Below are 22,430 nucleotides of genomic sequence, written 5' to 3'. Positions count from 1 at the left end.
ATGAGTTATGAGTTGGCATGTTAGCTGCAATAGTTGATATCAAGAAATACCAACTATTACATACTGAGGAATTGCCAGATGACCATTCATGTCAAAAACAACATTCACTGGGTCGGCCAACGGGACTGGGAAGTTCGAGATTTTCATGGTACTGAGTACAAGACAAACAAGGGGACGAGCTACAACAGCTATCTCATCCGTGAAGGGAAGAACGTGCTGATTGATACAGTCGATCATAAGTTCAGCCGAGAGTTCGTTCAAAACCTTGCAGCAGAGATCGACCTTAACCTTATCGATTATGTGGTGATCAACCATGCTGAGGAAGATCACGCAGGGGCACTGACCGAATTGATGGCTCGTATCCCAGGCACTCCGATTTACTGCACTCACAACGCTATCGACTCAATCACGGGACACCATCATCATCCTGAATGGAACTTCCATCCAGTCAAAACAGGCGACAGTCTCGACATCGGTAATGGCAAGCAGCTGGTGTTCATTGAAACACCTATGCTGCACTGGCCCGACAGCATGATGACCTACATGACTGAGGACGCAGTGTTGTTTTCTAACGATGCCTTCGGTCAACACTATTGTGATGAGCATCTGTTCAATGACGAAGTAGATCAAACCGAATTGATGGAGCAGTGCCAACGGTACTACGCAAATATCCTCACCCCATTCAGCCCACTTGTGACAGCTAAAATCAAAGAGGTGCTTGGATTCAACCTGCCAGTAAGCATGGTGGCAACCTCCCACGGTATTGTCTGGCGTGAGGATCCGACCCAAATTATTCTCAAGTATCTGGAGTGGGCAGACCACTACCAAGAAGATCGTATCACCCTGTTCTATGACTCGATGTCAAACAACACCCGTATGATGGCCGATGCCATCGCACAGGGTATTCACGAAGTTGACCCTGGGGTCGCAGTCAAGATCTACAACGTAGCCCGCCACGATAAGAACGAGATCCTGACACAAGTGTTCCGCTCCAAGGGAATACTCGTGGGCTCATCCACAATGAACAACGTCATGATGCCTAAGGTGGCAGGCATGCTGGAGGAGATAACTGGCCTGCGCTTTAGAAACAAGCGTGCTTCTGCATTCGGCAGTTACGGCTGGACTGGTGGTGCAGTAGATCGTATCCAGACCCGATTGATGGATGCAGGCTTTGATATCAGCATCTCTCTGAAAGCCAAATGGCGACCAGATGGTTCTGCACTGGCAGAATGCCGCGAGCATGGACGCCAGCTCGCTCGTCAATGGGCGTTACATCCTATTGAGGTGCCTCGCCCAGAAAAAGCAGCCCATCAAGTGCCATTCACTGTTGATATCTCCCCTGTAGAGGAGACCACCCAGTCAGTTGTAGCCGGAGTAGACGATGAGCAAGCAATGCTTTGCACAGTCTGCCAGTGGGTTTATGACCCCGCCTTAGGTGAACCGGATCAATTGGTTGCGGTTGGCACTCCCTGGAGCCTTGTACCGGAGAGTTTCCTTTGCCCTGGCTGCGGCATCGGCAAGGAGGTATTCGAACCATGCGCAGTGGAGGCATGTGTATGAGCGCATTAAATGAGCATTATGCTGGTTCCAGCCAGGATATAGTCATCATCGGTAGCGGCTTTGCCGCTCAGCAGTTGGTAAAAAGCTTGCGTAAATTAGATGGTGAAAGACCGATCCGTCTTATTACCGCTGATAATGGCAATGAATATAACAAACCGGACTTGAGTCATGTGGTCAGTCGTGGTTACACCGCCAGCGCAATGACAAAGTTGACGGGGGCTCAATTTGCTGAACAGCAACGTATCATTCTGTCACCTAATACGATTGTGCATAGCATTAGTCCGAATAACAAAATGGTACACACAAATAATGGCGATTTTTCTTATGGCCAGCTAGTGCTGGCAACTGGGGCCAGTTCTATACTGCCTCCCGTTCCCAACTCGGATAAAATGGTAACCCTCAATAGCCAAAATGATTATGCCAATGCCGAACAATTAATTAAGAATGCAAAACGCATTATGGTACTCGGAGCAGGTTTGATCGGCTGTGAGTTGGCTATGGATATGGTGGGCCAAGACCGAATTGTGACGCTTGTAGATCTGGCGGACAGCCCCCTAAGTACATTAATGCCAGCTGCATTGAGTCAACCGTTACTGCAAGCCTTACGGGAGCAGGGGGTTGACCTAAAACTTGGTCGAGGTATCAAGTCGATACAAAGAGGAGATGCCAACGAATCCTTTACGATAGAGCTCACTGACAGCAGTTTCAGTGAACAGGATCTTGTCATTTCAGCTATAGGTCTACAACCGAATCTATCCTTAGCGATGAATGCGGGACTGGCTGTAAGGCGTGGAATTGTAGTGGATGAATACCTGAGAACATCGAGTGAGCACATTTATGCGCTTGGTGATTGCGTTGAGTGGAAAGGTGAATTACGCCCCTTTTTGCAGCCAATTGTTCTCGGTGCCAATGCATTATCTAAAACTCTGATTGGTAAGCCAACACCACTAACGCTTCCTCCAATGCTAGTGAAGGTAAAAACACTTCAATATCCTTTGCAGTTAGCTGGTAGAACAAAAGGTACAGACCTTTCATGGCAGTTTAAGTGGAATAAAAATGGAATGGTCGCAGAAGCTCGCAGCGAGGATGGTGAAATGTGCGGCTTTGTCGTAGGTGGAGACCAAATGGGCGCTGCATTCCCACTTCTACGCCTTCTTTCTAGATGAATAATTGCTGGCTGAGCATATGCTCAGCCTTACTTAATTTTATAGGCTATTGAGGATAAAACATGTCGCTACTGCATATTATACCCGCTCATTGGGTTGTTCGCCGCTCTACCCCATTTTTTACAAATGAAAACGTACCACATGCTCTACTAACCCATCACAATACAGCTGCTGGCGTATTCGGTCAGTTATGTGTAATGGAGGGGACGGTAACATATTACGGTTTTGCTGATGAAACAGCGGAGATACCTGAAATTACGCTTGTAATCCGAGCCGGAGAGTTTGCAACCAGCCCACCTCAGTATTGGCACAGGGTTGAACTGTCTGAAGATGCTAGATTCAATATCCATTTTTGGGCTGAAAACGTAAGCTCAGACACCCCACTCATTAAGACAAGAGAATAAATTACAATCTTGTCATCGCCACAAACTAGGCCAACTGCCCATCCAGATCAAAATAAATAACTGTAATGTTGTTTATGATTGGCTGTTTTTGCGATGGGAGTTGGCTAGATGAGTGGGATTGAAACCATAACCATGCTGAGTGGCTTGGTGTATCTGTTGTTGTTCCAGTGGCATGAGCGTTCAGGTTGGTCTTGGCTGCCGTTCCTGATGCTAACCGCTGCTGTATGGTTGACGGTAGCAGCCAAGCCACCACTAAGTAGTTTAATCGTGCTTGCTGTCGCTATTGGCATGCTTTATAGATATAAATTAATATCCGTATTATATGATTCGGGAGATCAACAACTTCGTAGTTTAGTTAGATATTTCTTAGTTACATCGTGGGGATTTGTAACAATACAGTATGGTGTTTATATTTTTCAACTCCACCAGGGTGACCTACCTTGGCTGTCTAGACCTGATATCGTAGATGGCTTTCTACCTATAGCGGGCGGTCTTGGCTTGCGGGCGTTGTTGAGTTTGGGCATTACTGATTACCACCATCCAGCTGCAACAATCACAGTCTTGATTATTTCCTTATCTGGACTCATTTTAGGTCGTGCCTTCTGCTCATGGTTTTGCCCGCTTGGGCTTGTCGGTGAATGGCTGCATCATTTTCGAAATTTGCTGCTACCAGGTGAGTGGGCTCCGCCAAAATGGTTAGACCTACTGCTCAAATCTCAGAAATTTCTAGTTCTATCATTTCTGATGTTCATAGTTATTCTTGCTGTTCCAAATGTTGCACTGCCAGGGTACTTGATGAGCCAGTATCACCAAGCTGCTGACATGAAAATGGGAGCCTTCTTTTTCAACTTGAACTTTATATCAGGTATTTTTGTTGTTTGGGTATTAAGTATCACGATGTTTTTCAAGCAAGGCTTCTGTAGATACCTATGCCCTTATGGTGGATGGCTTTCCTTGCTGGGGCTTCTGACACCATTGCGTATTCGCAGGTCTTCCAGCAGCTGTTTACGAAGCAAGGGATACGATTGTGATAAATGCAGTAGAGCATGTCCATCAAGAATACAGGTTCATGAACTTATATCAGTCAGAAATCTTGAGTGTACAAACTGTTTAACTTGTATCTCTGCATGCCCAAAACAAGCTAATGCTATTCATTTTGGCACTGCGAATAAAAAGATTTCTGCAAGAACGCTACTTGCAATGTTGTGTGTTTTACTTTTATTAATTCCATTGCTAGCTCATGTGATTTTCGATTTTTGGACAAGCAACACACCATTAGAACAGCGCCGTTATCTATTGGAAATCCTTCCTGGCCTTTCACATTAGAGTGATAGCTATTAAAGCGCCACTTTTCGGTGACGCTTTATTTCTGCAAATGATTAAATAACGCAATAGTTATCACTACTAGTCGAAAATAATCTTTTCATTATGAACCCACACTGCAACTTCAATTCTTGAATGAAGATTTAATTTTTTAAGAATGTTTTTTACATGAACTTTAACTGTTCCTTCAGAAATAAATAAACGTCTTGATATAACCTTATTAGGCAAGCCTTGAGCAATAAATTTCAAAACATCTATTTCGCGATGGCTTAACACTTGGAGATTTTTGTCTTTAAGGCGGTTTTTTCTTCTTGACTGCATACTTTCAATAAGGATTGCAGTTAGTTTTGGGCTTATCACAAGCTTTCCCATGCACGCCTGTTCAATCGAGCTAATCAGGTCTTCAGGTTCCATGTCTTTGAGTAGATAACCATCTGCTCCAGCAAGGATAGCATCCGAAACATCATCTTCATAATCTGATACTGTGAAGATTACGATTCTGCTAGATACATTATGCGCTCGTAATGACTTTAATGTGTCTATACCACTAAACTCAGGCATATTAAGATCTAACAAAATTAAGTCAGGTTCATAATCTAATGCTAGCTGAACACCATCTTGTCCTGTACTGGCTTCAGCTACAATAGTTAAAAAGGGATTTGTACGTAAAAGTTGCTTAATCCCGCTCCGTAGGACAGGATGATCATCAATTAGTAAAATTGAAAAAACATCTGCGTTGGTTGTTAAAGCTTTTTCCATGTGTGTTCCTCAAACTACGTGAAGATCAATTTTCACTTGCGTCCGTTCATTAATGAATGAAATATTTTCTGATTTTAGAAAAACAACTAAGCTCGATATTGAATCCTCGAACTCAGCTTCACCCTTCAGGATGATAATGACATATTCAGCTAGTGATTTTATATGCAGCTCAATCCGTGATGGAGGCATACTTATCCTTAAACATTCGAATAATTTATTGAAGAAGTTCAGTATGAGTATTTCCTGCTCATGCGAATAGTCTTCATAAAAATCTTTATATTCCAACCTAATGTTAAAACCATATGTGTCATTAAATATTGCTATCGCATCTTTTAATAAAATTAACGTTTCGATTTTCTTATATGGAATTCTAAAAGTAGAAATTAGTTTTCTGATGTTTGAGTAAGCTTCATTTAACTCACACCTCATCTCTGAAACATTATCAACCTGAGAAGAACTAATGATGATTGGATCCCTTTGAAGAAGGCTAATCTTTATCTTTAAGTATGTATGATAAAGACTGTGCTATCGAATCATGAAGCGTTTGAGCAATTGTGTTTCTTTCTTTAAATAATAATAGTTGTTGTTGTTGTTGCTCTTTGTAGTAAAGAGATAAGGATTGAGACAGCAAGTTGCAAAATGCAAATATTAATTGTTCTGTATCATGTAATATAGTGACTTCATTTGAAAAGAAAAATTCTATGTAACCATAATCATTATGCGCATCTCCAATGTTCCATAACCTATTATTATATTCACTCTCAATAGGGGATGTGACATCTGCATTATTAATACATAATGAGCAACGCATAGAGGCACAATGTAATGGCCTCACGTTCTCACCAAAGGTGTATAAATGTTTGACCGAATTTTTATGTGGATCATGAATATATACTTTTATTTTTCCAGCCCCAGTGTATCCGATTAATTCTTTCATGAAAGGAGCTAAAACTTTGCAGTTGAATTCTTGATTTTGAAATAATCTACAACTGCGATAAAGGAATTCTAAATGCAAATTCTGCAAGTTAAGTTTATGCGTTTTTTCAGCTACCATCTGTTCCAGATCGCTGTAGGTATGCTTAACAACCTCTGACATATTGTTTAATGCATTGCCAAGCTGCCACATCTCATCGCGGTAATCATGTGATTCAGAATCAAATTTTGAACTAAAATCACCATGCTGAATGTTTTTAGCCATTAACAATAATTTTGACCACGGTCTAAAGAAACGCTTATTTAAGCTATAAATTGCGATGAAGGAAAACAATATAACAATTAAAGAAGATGCTTTTTGAAGGCCATTAATCACTACGATCTTAGATTCTGTTTTGTTCTCAATGCTTTTGATTATCTTCTGTAGCAAACTAATAAACTCTTTAGAGCGGTTAATGCTTAATGGTGTTGCTACATCACCAGATTTTAAGTGGGAAAGAATGTTTTTTAATTTTGGATCCCACAAACTGTTGAGTTGTATGTATTCTTTATTAAGGTTGTGCTTTTCAGCCGTATTAATAAAAAAAGGATCATGCAGAATTGATTCAACGCTATTAACCGCTTGCACTTTTTCATCAACAGACAGTGTTCCTGAGAGGAGTGCATAGACTTTCATTCTAATTGAACCAATACTATTTATCACATATGCATTCCCTTGGATGCTTGATGACAAATAAATCGATGCACTCATATTAAATATAGATATGAGGCATAGTGTACATATAATTGACGTTATAGAAATTGTAATAGACAGTTTCTTCCAATACTTCAATAGTATGTTCACGAATTTGACACTTCCTAAGATTGTCACTACTGATGTTTATACCTTTTAGATACCCTAATAAAAATACCTCAAAGTAAATACCTACAATATTCCAGACATTAGCCAGCTCATGATAAAGAAAGTCTTATTGAAGCTAAGTGCATGATTTTGTTGTGGTTAATTTCAACCCGCCCCCCCTGTAATAGGTAGTTATCGAAATATTCATCTTTTGTAATACATATGTTCAGTTGATCTAAGTCAATAAAAAATATCCATTTAAATTGTTTATTGGACATTGTGTACCCCAACACTTACCGGTGAGCAAAATGTCCATATATCAAAAATACAAAGATGGATGTGAAGACAGTCACACAAATAAAAGAAATAACAGCAAAACGCTCGTTGACTGGAATCCTGATGACAAGTGCTTTTGGATTGAGAATGGTTCTCATATTGCCAGAAGAAACCTACTGATATCTATCCCTTGTCTACTGATCTCATTCTCTGTGTGGATGATATTCAGCGTAGTAGCAATGAATTTGCCTTTAGCTGGTTTCACCTTTACAACAGACCAGCTGTTTCTGCTGACTGCACTCCCGTCACTTACTGGAGCTTTAGGACGGATTCCTTACTCATTTGTGATCCCAGTTTTTGGTGGCCGGAGATGGACAGCATTCAGTACCTTGTTGCTTATGATACCTATGTCATGGTTGACCATTGCAGTGCAAGACACCACAACGCCGTATTCAACATTTCTAATAATCTCTTTGTTATGTGGGTTTGGTGGTGCCAACTTTGCATCTAGTATGGCTAACATCAGCTTGTTTTATCCAAAAACTCAACAAGGAAAGGCTCTTGGTTTAAATGGGGGGCTAGGTAACTTGGGTGTCAGTGTCATGCAGATGCTTGTACCTATCGTAATTTCTGTAAATATCTTTGGCCCTTTCGGTTTAGGTCAAGGAAATCCTGATGCATCAATATGGCTCAGCAATGCATCCTTAATATGGATACCAGTAATATTGATATTGAGTATTGCAGCGTGGCATTTTATGAATGATATTGCAGCACCCAAAGCCTCGTTTAAAGAGCAATGGGTAGTGTTAAAACAAAAACATCTTTGGATTTTGAGTGTTTTATATTTGGCTGCCTTTGGTTCATTCATTGGATTCTCTGCGGGGTTTGCAATGCTCGCTAAAACTCAATTCCCTGATATTGAAATAATGAAATATGCTTTCATAGGGCCATTATTCGGCGCATTGATGAGGCCAGTTGGTGGCGTTTTATCAGATAAGCTGGGCGGTGTTAAAGTCACCTTTGTTAGCTTTTGCTTAATGGCTACGTTAGTTGCGTTTTTGTTTTCAACTCTTCCATCAGATGCAGGGCATGGCAACTTCACCTATTTTCTAGCTGTCTTTATGGCTTTGTTCTCATGCGCAGGAGTTGGGAGTGGTTCTACATTTCAAATGATCGCCGTTTTGTTTAGGGGGATGATGATAAAAAGGAATCTACAGCGATATGATTCAGAAGCTCAAGCCTTAAAAAAATCAGCAAATGATACAGCAACAGCATTAGGGTTCATCTCAGCAATAGGTGCAATTGGTGGTTTCTTTATTCCAAACGCATTCGGCTTATCAATAGCTCTCAGCGGAACACCAATTAATGCGATGAAAGCTTTTTTAGTCTTCTATGTTATTTGTGGGCTAATAACATGGTTTGTATATGGAAAAGAACTCAATAAATAGAATGTTACTATTAATGCATATGCATATGGAGCAGTAAAATGAGCAAGTTTCTTGACAGGTTTAACTATTTAAAGACATTAGGTGAAAAGTTTTCTGGTGAACACGGCCAAACGTACAATACGAACAGAGATTGGGAAGATGGTTACAGAGACCGCTGGCAACATGACAAAATTGTACGCTCAACACATGGCGTGAACTGTACTGGTTCATGTAGTTGGAAAATCTATGTAAAAAACGGCTTGGTTACATGGGAAACGCAGCAAACTGATTACCCTAGGACCAGGCCAGATCTCCCAAACCATGAGCCTCGCGGCTGCCCAAGAGGGGCAAGCTACTCGTGGTATCTGTACAGCGCCAATCGACTGAAGTACCCAATGGTCAGGAAAGCGTTGATTGAACTTTGGCGAGACGCAAAAAGTAAGCACAAAGACCCTGTTCTAGCATGGGGTGCGATTGCTTCCGATCAGAATGTATCCAAAAAGTATAAGGCTGCCCGAGGTAGAGGCGGTTTTGTTCGTAGCACCTGGAATGAAGTTAATGAGATCATTGGAGCGGCAAACGTTTACACCGTAAAAGAGCACGGCCCAGATCGCGTTGTTGGCTTCTCACCAATTCCAGCGATGTCTATGGTTTCCTATGCCGCAGGTGCAAGATATTTATCGCTCATCGGTGGCTCTTGCCTTAGCTTCTATGACTGGTATTGTGATCTTCCTCCCGCATCACCGATGACTTGGGGAGAGCAAACAGACGTACCAGAGTCAGCAGATTGGTACAACTCCTCATACATCATAGCCTGGGGCTCAAATATTCCTCAGACTCGTACTCCTGATGCTCACTTCTTTACTGAAGTTAGATACAAAGGCACCAAAACTGTCGCCATAACTCCAGATTATGCTGAAGTAGCTAAGCTTTGTGATCACTGGCTTAACCCCAAACAAGGTACAGACAGCGCGTTAGCATTGGCTATGGGCCATGTCATTTTGAACGAGTTCCACGTTCAACATAAAAATGAATATTTTGTTAGTTACGCAAGGAAATATACCGATTTTCCGATGTTGGTCAGATTGACCAAACGACCAGATGGTAGCTATGAAGCAGGACGCTTCCTGAGAGCATCAGATTTGGTCAATAACATAGGTGAACAGAACAACCCTGAATGGAAGACCATAGCGATTGATGAGGTTTCTGGTGATCTGGTCGCGCCACAAGGGTCGATTGGCTATAGATGGGGAGAGGATGGAAAGTGGAATCTTGAAGAGACCGCTGGGCAGTCCAAGACACCAGTCACTTTGTCTGTTGGAATAAAGGAACCTCAACATTTAGTTGAGGTGGCTTTCCCATATTTTGGTGGATTGGAAAGTGAGCATTTCACACCTGTTGAATTAGAAGAAGTTATCAGAAGAAAAATTCCAGCTAAATCCATCGTGTTGGCAGATGGAAGCCAAGAATTTGTGACCACCGTCTACGATCTCACCGTGGCTAACTATGGTGTAGAAAGAGGGTTTGATGACCCTAGCAGCGCACATACCTATAAGGAAGTGAAGGCATATTCACCCGCTTGGGCAGAAAAAATAACGGGTGTACCACAAGATGAGATTATCCGCATCGCTCGTGAGTTTGCTGACAATGCAGCCAAAACACATGGGCGCTCAATGATCATCGTTGGTGCAGGCATGAACCACTGGTATCACATGGATATGAATTACCGTGGTTTGATTAACATGCTGGTATTCTGTGGTTGCGTAGGACAGAGCGGTGGTGGATGGGCTCACTACGTAGGGCAAGAGAAGCTTCGTCCCCAGACGGGCTGGCAACCGTTGGCATTTGGCCTAGATTGGCAAAAGCCTCCACGCCACATGAATGGTACGTCTTTCTTCTATAACCACTCTAGTCAATGGCGATATGAGAAGTTAGATGCCCAAGAATTGCTTTCACCTTTAGCTGATGCAAGTAAATATAGTAAGCATCTCATTGATATGAACGTGAAAGCAGAGCGGCTGGGTTGGCTTCCTTCAAGCCCTCAGCTGAATACTAATCCACTGAGTATTGCTGAACAGGCAAAAGCGCTTGGGGTAAGCCCTGTAGAGTTCACGGTTAACTCGCTGAAGGACGGCAGTATTCGTTTTGCTGCTGAGTGTCCCGAAGATCATTATCCACGCAATATGTTTATTTGGAGATCAAACCTTCTTGGGTCTTCAGGTAAAGGTCATGAATACATGCTCAAGTACCTTTTGGGCACAGAACATGGCATTCAAGGAAAAGATCTCGGCTCATTCAGTGATAGCAAACCATCTGAAGTTGATTGGAAAGATACCCCAACCCAAGGCAAGCTTGATCTCGTTGTGACTCTAGATTTTCGGATGTCGAGTACCTGTCTGTTTTCAGACATCGTGTTGCCTACTGCAACCTGGTATGAAAAAGATGATATGAATACCTCGGATATGCATCCATTCATCCATCCATTGTCAGCAGCTGTAGATCCAGCCTGGGAAGCAAAATCCGACTGGGAAATTTATAAGGCAATTGCAAAAGCGTTTTCTGAGCTCTGTAAAGGACATCTTGGCGTTGAAACCGATGTGGTTACATTGCCAATGCAGCATGACTCTCCAGCAGAAATAGCCCAAGCGTTTGAAGTAAAAGACTGGAAATTGGGTGAATGTGATCTCATTCCAGGAAAAACTGCACCACATATAATGACCGTTGAGCGCGATTATCCTAACACCTACGCAAGATTTACATCGTTAGGCCCACTCCTTGATAAGCAAGGAAATGGTGGCAAGGGTATTAATTGGAACACAGAAACCGAAGTAGACCTTCTTAAAAAACTTAACTACACACACCATGATGGCGCGAATGCTGGGCGGCCAAAGATTGACACTGCAATTGATGCGGCTGAAGTAATTCTTACTTTAGCCCCAGAGACTAATGGTCATGTGGCTGTTAAGGCTTGGAATGCATTAAGTAAGCTGACTGGCCGAGAACATGCACATCTTGCTATCAACAAGGAAGAGGAAAAAATTCGTTTCCGTGACATTCAGGCTCAGCCGAGAAAAATCATATCTAGCCCAACATGGTCTGGTTTGGAAGACGAGCATGTCTCGTATAACGCAGGTTATACAAACGTTCATGAGCTAATTCCATGGCGAACCATTACTGGTCGTCAACAGCTGTATCAGGATCACCAATGGATGCGTGATTTTGGCGAAAGTCTCATTTCATATCGACCACCAATCAATACCCAGACTATTAAAAATATTATGGGTAAGAAGGGTAACGGTAACAAAGAGAAAGCTCTGAACTGGATCACTCCGCACCAGAAATGGGGTATCCACTCAACATACAGCGAAAACTTGTTGATGCTTACACTGTCTCGGGGTGGGCCAATTGTTTGGATAAGTGAAGATGATGCTAAAGATCTAAAAATTGAGGATAACGACTGGATAGAGGCATTTAATATCAATGGTTCATTAACTGCTCGTGCAGTGGTGAGTCAGCGCGTCCCTGCTGGAATGGTAATGATGTATCACGCTCAAGAGCGCCTGGTGAATATTCCAGGCTCCGAAATAACAGGACAACGTGGTGGGATTCATAACTCCGTTACTCGTGTCTGTCCTAAACCAACTCATATGATTGGCGGATATGCACATCAGGCTTATGGGTTCAACTATTATGGCACAGTGGGCTCTAACCGTGATGAGTTTGTTGTCGTCCGCCGCATGAATCAGGTTAAATGGCTTGATGACGAAAATAATGACTATACACAGGCTGACAATATGTACAGTAACAAGGCAGGGGAGAAGTAAAAATGAAAATTCGTGCGCAAATTGGAATGGTGCTAAACCTCGATAAATGCATCGGATGTCATACTTGCTCTGTTACTTGTAAGAACGTATGGACAAGTCGCGAGGGAATGGAATACGCCTGGTTTAATAACGTAGAAAGCAAGCCAGGCGTGGGCTATCCAAACGATTGGGAAAATCAGGATAAATGGAAGGGTGGCTGGGTTCGAAATATCAATGGAAAAATCGTTCCAAGAATGGGTAACCGGATTGGCGTTTTAGCCAAGATTTTTAACAACCCTGACATGCCGACTATTGATGACTATTATGAGCCTTTCACCTTTGACTATGAGCATTTACATAATGCTAAACAAGGTGCGCATCAGCCAATAGCACGTCCACGTTCACTGATCACTGGTCAACGTATGGACAAGATCAACAATGGCCCAAACTGGGAAGAAATCTTGGGCGGGGAATTCACTAAGCGTTCACAAGACTACAATTTCAACCACATCCAAAAGGAGATGTATGGACAGTTTGAAAATACGTTCATGATGTATCTCCCTCGGCTTTGTGAGCATTGCTTGAATCCTGCATGTGTGGCTACTTGCCCTAGTGGGGCAATATATAAACGTGAAGAAGATGGCATTGTCCTTATTGACCAAGACAAATGTCGTGGTTGGCGTATGTGTCTTACTGGTTGCCCCTACAAGAAGATTTACTTTAACTGGAAAAGTGGTAAATCTGAAAAATGTATCTTCTGCTACCCCAGAATTGAGTCTGGTCAACCAACCGTCTGCTCTGAAACATGTGTAGGACGAATTAGATATCTGGGAGTAATCCTTTATGATGCAGATCGTATTGAGCAAGCAGCATCAACTGAAAATGACAAGGATTTATACAACAAGCAGTTGGAGATTTTCTTAAATCCACATGATCCTGCTATCATTGAAGAAGCCTTAAAGCAAGGCATCACTCAAAATGTTCTAGATGCTGCTCAGAAGTCACCTGTGTACAAGATGGCGATGGAATGGAAGCTTGCACTCCCATTACACCCAGAGTATCGCACGTTACCGATGGTATGGTATGTACCACCTCTTTCCCCTATCCAATCAGCCAAAGATGCAGGCTATTTAGGTGATGATGGTGTTCTACCAGATATTTCTAGCTTGCGAATTCCTTTACAGTATTTGGCGAATCTGTTGACCGCTGGCGATATAGCACCTGTTAAGAGTGCACTGAATCGTATGTTGGCAATGCGTCATTATAAGCGAGCTGAAACTGTAGATAAAAAGGTGGATACCAGCGCATTAGAGCAGGTTGGTTTAACTGAACACCAAGCGCAGGAAATGTATCGTTATTTGGCTATAGCTAACTATGAAGACCGCTTTGTAGTTCCTTCCAGTCATCGCGAGCTAGCACGAGAAGCATTTCCTGAAGCTAAAGGGTGTGGCTTTAGCTTTGGTGATGGTTGTAAAGGTAGCGACACTAAGTACAACCTGTTTAATAGCCAGAGAATTAATGCCATTAATGTATCTACGAATCCAAGTGAGGATAAAAAATGAAATCTTTAAAGATCATATCAATCCTCTTGGACTACCCAGATATTGATCTGTGGGAAAACAAGGATGAAATCTTTGATTGCATAGCTGAATGTAATGAGCTGACATCGGCACAAAAATCATCAATATGTGATTTTGTAACATATGCGTTTGATCGTTCTCTACTTTCATTCCAAGAAATATATTGTGATATCTTCGACCGTGGCCGTTCCACCTCTCTGCTTCTTTTTGAGCATGTTCATGGTGAGTCGCGTGATCGCGGACAAGCAATGGTAGACCTGCTTAAGCAATATGAAGATGCAGGATTTTCTCTTAACAAAAGAGAATTACCGGATTTTCTTCCTGTTTACTTGGAATACCTTTCAACAAGAAATAACGCTGAAATTATAGAGGGGTTGTGTTTTATCACTCCGATCTTGGGGTTGCTTAAAGAGAGGCTACTCAAAAGAGAAAGCAAATATCATGTTCTATTTGGGGTTCTAATTGATCTATCCATGACAGAGTACGATAGCGCTCTTATAAGCACACAAGTTATGAAAGAGGCTGATGATGCAACACCCGCTGCGTTAGATGCTGTTTGGGAGGAAGAGCAGGTGAAGTTTTTAGGAGGAGAATCATGTCCCAGTTCAATTCAATCGATTCATAGCAACCGATTTAAGAATGCAGTCGTACCACAGTACCTTGAAATTGGTGAGGCAAACAAATGAACTATATTCATAGCTTCTTCTTTGATATATACCCATATATTGCAGTTACCATTTTTCTACTTGGTAGTTGGGTGCGTTACGATTATGGGCAGTACACTTGGCGAGCAGGATCAAGCCAGTTGCTTGATAACTCGAATATGAGGCTGGCATCTGGACTGTTCCACATTGGCATTCTTGGTATCATCTTCGGCCACTTTTTTGGCTTGCTGACACCTCACTGGGTATATGAGTCATTCTTATCATTGCAAGCAAAACAACTCATAGCGATGTGTGCTGGCGGTATCTTTGGTGCAATGACATTGTACGGTGGTTATCTGCTCTTAAAGCGGCGTCTGACAAACGTAAGGATCAGAGCAACATCATCGACTGCGGATATTTTGATTTTAGTGCTATTAGTTTCCCAGGCAGCGCTTGGTCTTCTGACAATTCCATTTTCTGCTTTCCATCTTGATGGAAGTGTCATGATGAAGCTCGTAAGTTGGGCACAAGATGTTGTAACGTTCCAAACAGGGGCATCTAAAAATTTAGAAGGGGTATCGTTTATCTACAAAATTCATATGATTTTAGGTATGACTTTGTTTGTTGTCTTTCCATTCTGTCGATTGGTACACGTTTGGAGTGTACCGCTCGAATATTTAACTAGACGCATCCAGATCGTAAGGTCTCGTCGGTAACATGATTAGGGTAGTAGTCGCAGTGTAAACTGCGACTACTATTTATCAGGTGTAGTATGGTATATCATGTATCAAATAAAAAGTTTTTGACTAAGTTAGTCGAACCTTTCTTTGTTGCAGTTTTTCTGGCCAACACTGCTGTTGTTGGTATCCGAAGTGACCGGTTTGCCAATAACTGAAGAGTTATATCGCAATACCATTTTATTTTCATTGCTAATATTCATTATTACTGCATTTATAGATATAAGATACATTTGTATAGCAAGGAAAGTAAAACTGGAATTGAACTTCAGCGGCATTGAGTTTCATTGCCATAAAAAACATCTATTTTTCTCATGGCACCAAATAACTTTAATTAAGTTGGTTGAAAGCAAGCCTGGCTCTAGAGTACTAAATATACTTCCTGATAACGAAACTATTGACTTAATTCTTTTTGAAGACCACGAAAAAATATATTCACAAGTCATATTTTATTGTAAACAGTTCAATGTGAATTATGACTAGAGTATTCTGACCATTAAGTATGAGCAATTCACTTGCTCATACTTTTAGTAAATAAGGTTTTTATTGGTCAGCATCATAGTTTTCATTCAGTGCTGTAATACGTGCCACTTGGAAAGTATTTTGAAGCGATTGCAATTCTGTTTTATGCTGCTGTGCCAATTGCTGTAAATATTCTCTCCCTTTATCTGTTAGATGCACATCTACTTTGCGCTTGTCATTTTCATTTTTCCGCCGTTCAACGAGATCCAACTCCTCACATCGCGTAAGTAAAGCTACGGTAGCGTGATGACTCATTTGTAACCTTTCCGCTAGTTCACCCACGCTTGCCCAGTTGCGCCCTGGGTATCCTTGAATGTGCAGGAGGGATAAATATTGTAATGGTGTGAGCCCGAGCTCCTTGGCCGCAGTTTCACTGAAGTGAAGAAAACGCTTTAACTGATAGCGAAACTCAGAGAGTGCCTCAAATTGAGCTTTTGTTAACATAGCTTACTCGGTTGTTGACTTCTTAGGTGAAATACAATAAGTTCAATTATATCACATTGTGATATATAATTTGTAGTGTTTCTGTTACAAAGGAGATGGCAATGCATAAGCAAGTTCACCCAAAATCACTTTATTGGGGAAACACCGTAATTCTACTGAGTACCATCGATGATACTGATACAACTAACATTACACCAATATCATCGAGTTGGTCTCTTTCGAATAATATTGTCATCGGCCTCAGTCTAAATTCAAAGGCTATCGAAAACATTGAGAATTGTCCAGAAGTCGTATTGAATGTTGCATCAGACAACCTTTCGGATAGAATTGAATCTATTGCCAAATTGACCGGAAAGGATCCTGTCCCATCTGAAAAGATAGGTTTCAGTTATTGTGGTAATAAATTTGCTCTTGGTGGATTTACAGAGCTGGCGTCCTGTACCGTTAAACCATCTCGTATCCAAGAATGTTTAATTCAGGTCGAGTGTGTAGTTGAACATATAACAAAGCGCAATAATTTTGCTATCGTTGAATTGCGAGCCACTCATGTGCATGCAGATGCATCTTTACTTAAAAAAGATGACGTTATTGACGCGGATTTGTGGAGCCCTCTGATTTATAATTTCAGGAGTTACCACGGAATTACCAGCGCTATTGGTAGAAACTTTAAATTTGATAATTGATTTCGCAGATGCCCTATTTATTAAGGGCATCTTCATGGGACTATGATTTTTAAAGGATGTTTTATGAGTGAATGTTTACGTTCTTTACCATTGGTTTATTCATGCTCTGGTTGTTCAAGTGCAGCGCAGATGGCAAACTATATGGCTATTCAGCTAGATAAACGAGGTGATGCAGAAATGTCCTGCATTGCAGGTGTTGGTGGAAACGTAAAGCATTTAGTCCGTATAGCAAAGTCTGGTAGATCGATCATTGCTATCGATGGATGTCCTTTACAATGTGTCAAAAGTTGTTTGGCTATTCACAATCTCACTCCTACAAATCATGTCTTATTGAATGAGCATGGAGTCAAAAAACTTCAGAAAACAGATTTTGATTCTGATGAAGCGGATAGGCTTGTTTTTGAGATCGCACAGTTATTAACTCTTCTATAAGAGGTTGCTCCTCAAATTTATCGGTATGTATTATTCATACGTGGCTATAGATATGGGGTACCACCTATCCGATTACCCATGATCTTCCCGATATGGCATCAGATGGATTTCCTCTATCGTGTGGTTCAATTCAACCAGCATGCTCTTGATGCCAAAACGATGCTTAAATCGGAAGCATCATTCCGTCAGATGATTTGGTAGAGGCTTGGTTCCAAGCGTATGGCAACTGCTCCGCAGCGAGTTCTGCACATTCCCTATTATCGTGCTTACCCAGTTGAACGCAAGATGCTCCAGTAAATCCAGGTTGCCTCCAGTGACGACACTCAGGTACTCACAGTTGGCTTCCTTGACTGCCCTGAAACGGGATAACTCATCAGATATCACGGCACTCCCGTTAGCAAGATGTCGTTTAGCCCACTTGCCAATGGTCTTAGTTTTGAACCCATCAACCACCGTCATCCACATTTTGATTGGATTTCTTTCCTTCTTCAGGGACACTGCCGCCACAAAGGTGTCTTGCAAACGGTACCACAACCCCGCTTGCCACCACGGCATTCACTGCCCCAGTAGACATCATCGAGTTGAATGATACCGCTGATGGGATGCTTGTCGTCAGACTCCTTCATCGCTTGCAGCAGCTTGCGCTTGAGCATCCAGGCGAGATCTCCGTCGCTCGTTGGTAGAGACGGCGGTGTCCCGGTTCAAACAGCTGATGGTGGGAAGAATCAGTCAACGAAACTACAACGACCAAGTGGGGGAAGTGATGGCGTATGTGAGTGTGATAAACAAACTGACGACCTTGGCCTGCTGGTCAGAAAGCCCAAGTGTAACGGTCACTTGGGGCTGGGGAAGCTACGTTCTTACGACTGATTTGGGAAGCAACGCCGTTCGGAGTGACTGCTAATCATGGGTAATCAGGAATCGTTGTTAGAGTTATAATTTTAGAAAATGGCTCATACCCTTCATGACCGTTATATTTGCCTGCTCCATTGCAGCTAAAGCAGAAAGTGCCCCATCGTAATCGCCACTATGGAAACGAGCTACCGCATTTCTGGCATTGTCATGTACAGCTTGATGTGGTTTTTCCATCTCGCGATAACCTGATGATTTAGAGAAACTGGCTTTACCTTCACCAGCGTAATACCACTGGCCGAGTCGACACTCAGTGTAATCAGGAAGCTGCTCCGCAGTTAGGTTGGATAATCCCATTAATACTTTATACACTTCTAATTTAAGACTGAGTTCTTCCAGATTGGCTAATTCCGCATTGGAAAGCAGCGAAGCTCCTGTAATTGATTGCTCTAAATTTTGCGAAAGCTCCGTTAATTGCGACATGCCATTAGTTGCAGAAAGACTATCTGCACTGTAACGACGAGCATTGATGGCGCCTTGTTCCATAACGTTTTTGGCCTGTTGGGTATCGGACTGGATTTCGCTCACCAACCCAGCAATTTCTGTTGTCGCTTTGCTGGTCCGCTCCGCCAGACTTCTAACCTCATCAGCCACTACAGCAAATCCGCGCCCTTGTTCGCCAGCGCGGGCGGCTTCAATTGCTGCATTTAACGCTAATAAATTTGTTTGATCGGCAATACCTTTTATTAATTGAACAATACCATTGATTTGACTAGCGCGCTCATGTAGCGAGGCCACATTTTCTGAGGCTGCCGTGATTTGTTCAAACATCGTGTGCAGATTGTTAGCCATTTGCTGAAAAGCAAGACGATTTGTTTCTGATTCCCGAGAGGATGAAATAGCAGTTATTTTTTGTTGATTCAGCTGTACAGCTAGGCCCAAAAAAGAATCACCGAGCCCATGTAGTGATTGCCCAAAATTTGCAATATTGGTAAACATTCCAAGGAAAAATCGCTCTCTAGATTGTGTATTCCTTAGCCTTATCTGAATTTCTTGACTTTCTTCGCATGCTATCTTATAGCTGGATTGTAACTGCTCTATCTCTTCTTTTAGCATCTGATTTTCATCAGATAAGATCTGATATTGTTGTTTAAGCTTTAAGCCAAACATAAGTTACCTCGAAAAAAATAATGCGCATTTAAAAACATTCACGTTGCCAATTAAACTATGGAACGTAGATAAAATGAAGTGATTTATGCGCGTTCTAAACAATAAAAATGGGTTCCAGCCTATCCAGAAGCCGCCCAGGTAGGGTGATTTTTAATACAGCACGGATTCAAATGTGATAAACATATTAGTTGATTAGATATATATTTTTGTTGACAATATAAGCAAGTGTGTTTATGAGCGATACTGATAGATAAAAAAGATGGATCGTAAACATTACCTACTTTATGAACAATAACTACCACAAGAGACCACAAGAGATTCTTGCTGCCAACCTTAATTCTCGTTTCCGATTAAACCTATTTTTAAGTTCGATATTATGGATGAACATGCATTGAACAAATGCTTTCTCTTATTTTCTCACAAAGTCAACATAACCAAAATACGCGACTACCAAATCCACGGGGATATGCAGATATCCCCGAGAATAATAGATGACTGGTCATTAATTGGTGGTGGCGTTTGCGAATAAAATATTATTTTCCAAATGAATATGTTGCATCAGGTCTTCTCGCAATTGTGTCAGGCCGGTATAGAGTGCACGCCATGTCACGCAAGCGTCTACCGGAGGCGTAATGTCATTGGTCAGGTGCATTATTTCGTCCAAACATTCACCATGCTGTTCATGTTCAATACGCATCATAGCAATTGGGCCTTGTACTGAGTTGTTAAGACCCTTTTTCAGCATAGGGAATAGGATCTGCTCTTCTTTCTGCATGTGACCTTCCAGCTCCCGCAGCATATCAACCAGATGAGCCCCCAGACCTAACGGACAGCCTATTTTATCCGCATGGACATGTTCCACTCGATTTGTAAGGCGGATCAGTTCTGGTAATTGAATTCGATGCTGAGCATGGAAGCGTTCCAGGATAAAATCAATTAGCGCAGAAGGTGTTGCAGTACGCCAATCAATTTCGTGGCTTGGTAACTGTTGTACTTGCTCTAATTCAGTAATAACCAGCGTGGCATCGAGGTTACGGTGAGCGATGGCATCTTTTAACGGTTGTTGACCACCGCAGCAAAAATCTAGTTTAAATTTGTGGAATACTCGTGTTGCACCAGGAATTTCACAAGCAATATTGGCAATAGTTTGTTCGAGTAAGACCATGAAAGCGCTCCTTGATAAATAATAGAGTAATTTTATCTCGATAAGTAAAAGCATAAATCATGCCATATCTAACACATTGAAATATATGGATTATATATTTTTGTGGTGTTTTTTACCATCTCCTGATAGGGTTAAAAAAACCATTTCTGGTAATAAATACCATGTTTGAAACATCATTGTTACTTGATCTCACTACTGAACTACCGCGTTCCGTTCGACAGGAGCGGCTGGTTTCCGCGATTCGAACTAATTTTGGTTGTAGTGCAGTTGGTTTATTGAAATTGGATGGTGATTGCCTTTGTCCTGTGGCAGTGGATGGCTTAGTGCATGAAACATTGGGGCGCCGTTTTGTCGTGGCACAGCACCCTCGTCTGGCCACTATTTTATCCAGTCGTTCAGCAGTGCGATTTGAACCGGAAAGTCTGTTACCTGATCCATATGATGGTTTACTGGACTCACAACGTGGGCTGCCATTACCCGTACATGATTGCATGGGGATCAGCCTCTATCTAGGAGGGCAATTGTGGGGCGCATTAACGCTAGATGCTTTTGAGGGTTTTGTTTTTGACGATGAAGCAGTTGATAAATTAACGCACAGTGCTTCTCTGACTGAAGTGGTGATACGTATGAGCCGTTTAGAAGAAGAGATTCTAGCGTTACGAGTTGGTAATCGAGCATCAGAAGCGTTATTGCTGGGTGAACAAAATACTAGTGATGGTGAAATCATTGGGCAAAGTGCGATTTTGCTGAAGTTATTGCATGAGCTGGATGTGGTAGCAGATTCCGAACTTCCCGTGTTGTTGCTGGGCGAGACTGGTGTAGGAAAAGAGCTATTTGCTCGCCGCTTACACAGTAAATCACCACGACATATTGCACCGCTGATCCATGTCAATTGTGCGGCATTACCAGAGTCACTCGCGGAAAGTGAACTGTTTGGTCATGTTAAAGGTGCATTTTCTGGTGCGATAAGCGATCGCCCCGGTCGATTTGAAGCAGCACATGGCGGTACGCTTTTTCTCGATGAGGTTGGTGAATTACCACTGACTGTGCAGGCTAAATTGCTACGCACGTTACAGAATGGCGAGATCCAACGACTCGGTACAGATCAGCAGCAGAAAGTCGATGTTCGGATCATTGCGGCAACCAATCGACAGTTGCATGAGCAGGTAAGAGAAGGGCAATTCCGGGCTGATTTGTACCATCGGTTGTCGGTTTATCCAGTGCCGATCCCCCCACTGCGGAAGCGTGATAACGATGTGTTATTACTGGCAGGGAATTTTCTAGAGCTAAACCGTGCCCGTCTTGGTTTTCGTAGCCTGCGATTATCACGCGAAGCAGAACAGGCTTTGTTTACTTATGACTGGCCGGGCAATGTACGCGAACTAGAGCATGTGATCAGCCGGGCTGCTTTGCGTGCACTCAGTCGGGGAGCTGTCAGAACAGAAATTGTCACATTGGAACCAGAGCATCTGGCATTGGATGCCAACGCGATTTGTTCGACAAAAACCGAACATATACTGTTGTCACAGGTTTCGCATGATGAACAGACTGTATCGCTAAAGATTGCCGTGGATGGTTATCAGCGTAAGGTTATAAGTCAGACTTTGGATGCCTGTCAGGGCAATTGGGCTAATGTGGCTCGTCGGTTAGTTCTTGACCCAAGTAATTTGCATAAACTGGCTAAACGGTTAGGCTTAAAATAACGTTGA

At 42.2% G+C, this 22,430-nt stretch carries 17 protein-coding genes and 3 pseudogenes; 13 read left to right on the top strand and 7 right to left on the bottom strand.

Annotated elements, in window-relative coordinates; translation table 11 throughout:
• The first annotated feature begins 78 nt into the window (after positions 1–78).
• The 4 genes from norV to ACTG2S_RS04575 all read left to right on the top strand — a co-directional run bounded on the left by norV (position 79) and on the right by ACTG2S_RS04575 (position 4,456).
• The gene (norV, locus tag ACTG2S_RS04590; RefSeq protein ID WP_017408675.1) at positions 79–1,560 is read left to right on the top strand and encodes an anaerobic nitric oxide reductase flavorubredoxin; all 1,482 of its coding nucleotides are present in this window, start codon (positions 79–81) and stop codon (positions 1,558–1,560) included.
• Positions 1,557–2,726, top strand: coding sequence for an NADH:flavorubredoxin reductase NorW (gene norW / locus ACTG2S_RS04585; RefSeq protein WP_042024864.1), 1,170 nt, complete (start codon positions 1,557–1,559; stop codon positions 2,724–2,726). Before norV ends, norW begins: the two co-directional genes overlap by 4 nt.
• A gap of 62 nt (positions 2,727–2,788) precedes the next feature.
• Complete coding sequence (locus tag ACTG2S_RS04580) at positions 2,789–3,130, top strand: DUF1971 domain-containing protein (protein ID WP_411625858.1); 342 nt, start codon at positions 2,789–2,791, stop codon at positions 3,128–3,130.
• Positions 3,131–3,238: 108 nt separating this feature from the next.
• A complete protein-coding gene (locus ACTG2S_RS04575; protein ID WP_439982054.1) occupies positions 3,239–4,456 on the top strand; it encodes a 4Fe-4S binding protein in 1,218 nt (405 codons plus the stop codon).
• Positions 4,457–4,534: 78 nt separating this feature from the next.
• Here the strand turns inward: ACTG2S_RS04575 and narL are convergent, their stop codons facing one another.
• Both narL and ACTG2S_RS04565 read right to left on the bottom strand, forming a co-directional pair.
• A complete protein-coding gene (gene narL / locus ACTG2S_RS04570; RefSeq protein WP_017408671.1) occupies positions 4,535–5,212 on the bottom strand; it encodes a two-component system response regulator NarL in 678 nt (225 codons plus the stop codon).
• 487 nt (positions 5,213–5,699) lie between these two features.
• Positions 5,700–6,848, bottom strand: a complete 1,149-nt coding sequence (locus ACTG2S_RS04565) for a hypothetical protein (RefSeq protein ID WP_439982053.1) — start codon at positions 6,846–6,848, stop codon at positions 5,700–5,702.
• Positions 6,849–7,294: 446 nt separating this feature from the next.
• Here ACTG2S_RS04565 and ACTG2S_RS04560 point away from each other — a divergent pair, with 446 nt between their 5' ends.
• From ACTG2S_RS04560 to narI, 5 genes are read left to right on the top strand one after another with little or no spacing between them, the layout of a single operon-like run.
• Complete coding sequence (locus ACTG2S_RS04560) at positions 7,295–8,710, top strand: NarK family nitrate/nitrite MFS transporter (RefSeq protein ID WP_042655832.1); 1,416 nt, start codon at positions 7,295–7,297, stop codon at positions 8,708–8,710.
• Between the two features lie 38 nt (positions 8,711–8,748).
• Positions 8,749–12,513 carry a nitrate reductase subunit alpha gene (locus ACTG2S_RS04555; protein WP_042024866.1) on the top strand — a complete coding sequence of 1,255 codons (3,765 nt, stop codon included), beginning with the start codon at positions 8,749–8,751 and terminating at the stop codon, positions 12,511–12,513.
• 2 nt (positions 12,514–12,515) lie between these two features.
• Positions 12,516–14,054 (top strand): nitrate reductase subunit beta, encoded by a 1,539-nt coding sequence (narH, locus tag ACTG2S_RS04550; protein ID WP_042084597.1) that lies wholly within the window; start codon positions 12,516–12,518, stop codon positions 14,052–14,054.
• Positions 14,051–14,758, top strand: a complete 708-nt coding sequence (gene narJ / locus ACTG2S_RS04545) for a nitrate reductase molybdenum cofactor assembly chaperone (RefSeq protein ID WP_042024867.1) — start codon at positions 14,051–14,053, stop codon at positions 14,756–14,758. Before narH ends, narJ begins: the two co-directional genes overlap by 4 nt.
• On the top strand, positions 14,755–15,432 hold the full coding sequence (narI, locus tag ACTG2S_RS04540; protein ID WP_042655830.1) for a respiratory nitrate reductase subunit gamma: 678 nt from the start codon (positions 14,755–14,757) through the stop codon (positions 15,430–15,432). The genes narJ and narI overlap by 4 nt, the downstream gene beginning before the upstream one ends.
• Positions 15,433–15,996: 564 nt before the next feature.
• Here the strand turns inward: narI and ACTG2S_RS04535 are convergent.
• A complete protein-coding gene (locus ACTG2S_RS04535) occupies positions 15,997–16,419 on the bottom strand; it encodes a MarR family winged helix-turn-helix transcriptional regulator (protein ID WP_050555279.1) in 423 nt (140 codons plus the stop codon).
• A 101-nt stretch (positions 16,420–16,520) separates the two neighbouring features.
• On the opposite strand from ACTG2S_RS04535, the gene ACTG2S_RS04530 reads away from it, so the two are divergent.
• Together ACTG2S_RS04530 and ACTG2S_RS04525 are read left to right on the top strand one after the other, a co-directional pair.
• Positions 16,521–17,102 (top strand): flavin reductase family protein, encoded by a 582-nt coding sequence (locus tag ACTG2S_RS04530; protein ID WP_160320685.1) that lies wholly within the window; start codon positions 16,521–16,523, stop codon positions 17,100–17,102.
• A gap of 63 nt (positions 17,103–17,165) precedes the next feature.
• On the top strand, positions 17,166–17,534 hold the full coding sequence (locus tag ACTG2S_RS04525; protein WP_050555278.1) for a putative zinc-binding protein: 369 nt from the start codon (positions 17,166–17,168) through the stop codon (positions 17,532–17,534).
• A 72-nt stretch (positions 17,535–17,606) separates the two neighbouring features.
• Here the strand turns inward: ACTG2S_RS04525 and ACTG2S_RS04520 are convergent.
• Positions 17,607–18,199, bottom strand: a pseudogene (locus ACTG2S_RS04520) (IS1595 family transposase); the annotation flags it as partial.
• Positions 18,200–18,201: 2 nt separating this feature from the next.
• On the opposite strand from ACTG2S_RS04520, the pseudogene ACTG2S_RS04515 reads away from it, so the two are divergent.
• Positions 18,202–18,404 (top strand): annotated as a pseudogene (locus ACTG2S_RS04515) (hypothetical protein); the annotation flags it as partial.
• 63 nt (positions 18,405–18,467) lie between these two features.
• Here ACTG2S_RS04515 and ACTG2S_RS04510 read toward each other — a convergent pair.
• From ACTG2S_RS04510 to ytfE, 3 genes and pseudogenes are all read right to left on the bottom strand, one after another.
• Entirely contained in the window at positions 18,468–18,869 is a 402-nt protein-coding gene (locus tag ACTG2S_RS04510; protein WP_371317204.1) for a CZB domain-containing protein, read from the bottom strand.
• Positions 18,870–19,217, bottom strand: a pseudogene (locus ACTG2S_RS04505) (methyl-accepting chemotaxis protein); the annotation flags it as partial. It lies immediately after the preceding gene.
• Positions 19,218–20,058: 841 nt separating this feature from the next.
• Complete coding sequence (gene ytfE / locus ACTG2S_RS04500; protein WP_017408664.1) at positions 20,059–20,721, bottom strand: iron-sulfur cluster repair protein YtfE; 663 nt, start codon at positions 20,719–20,721, stop codon at positions 20,059–20,061.
• A 161-nt stretch (positions 20,722–20,882) separates the two neighbouring features.
• Here ytfE and norR point away from each other — a divergent pair, with 161 nt between their 5' ends.
• Positions 20,883–22,424, top strand: coding sequence for a nitric oxide reductase transcriptional regulator NorR (gene norR, locus ACTG2S_RS04495; protein WP_042655827.1), 1,542 nt, complete (start codon positions 20,883–20,885; stop codon positions 22,422–22,424).
• Positions 22,425–22,430: the final 6 nt, after the last annotated feature.

It is taken from the genome of Aeromonas sp. 82P (genome assembly GCF_051919365.1).
In the GTDB taxonomy this organism is placed as follows: Bacteria; Pseudomonadota; Gammaproteobacteria; order Enterobacterales; family Aeromonadaceae; genus Aeromonas; species Aeromonas veronii.
Note: the sequence above shows the minus strand (reverse complement) of the source record. Positions and strands in the feature narration are given on the sequence as shown.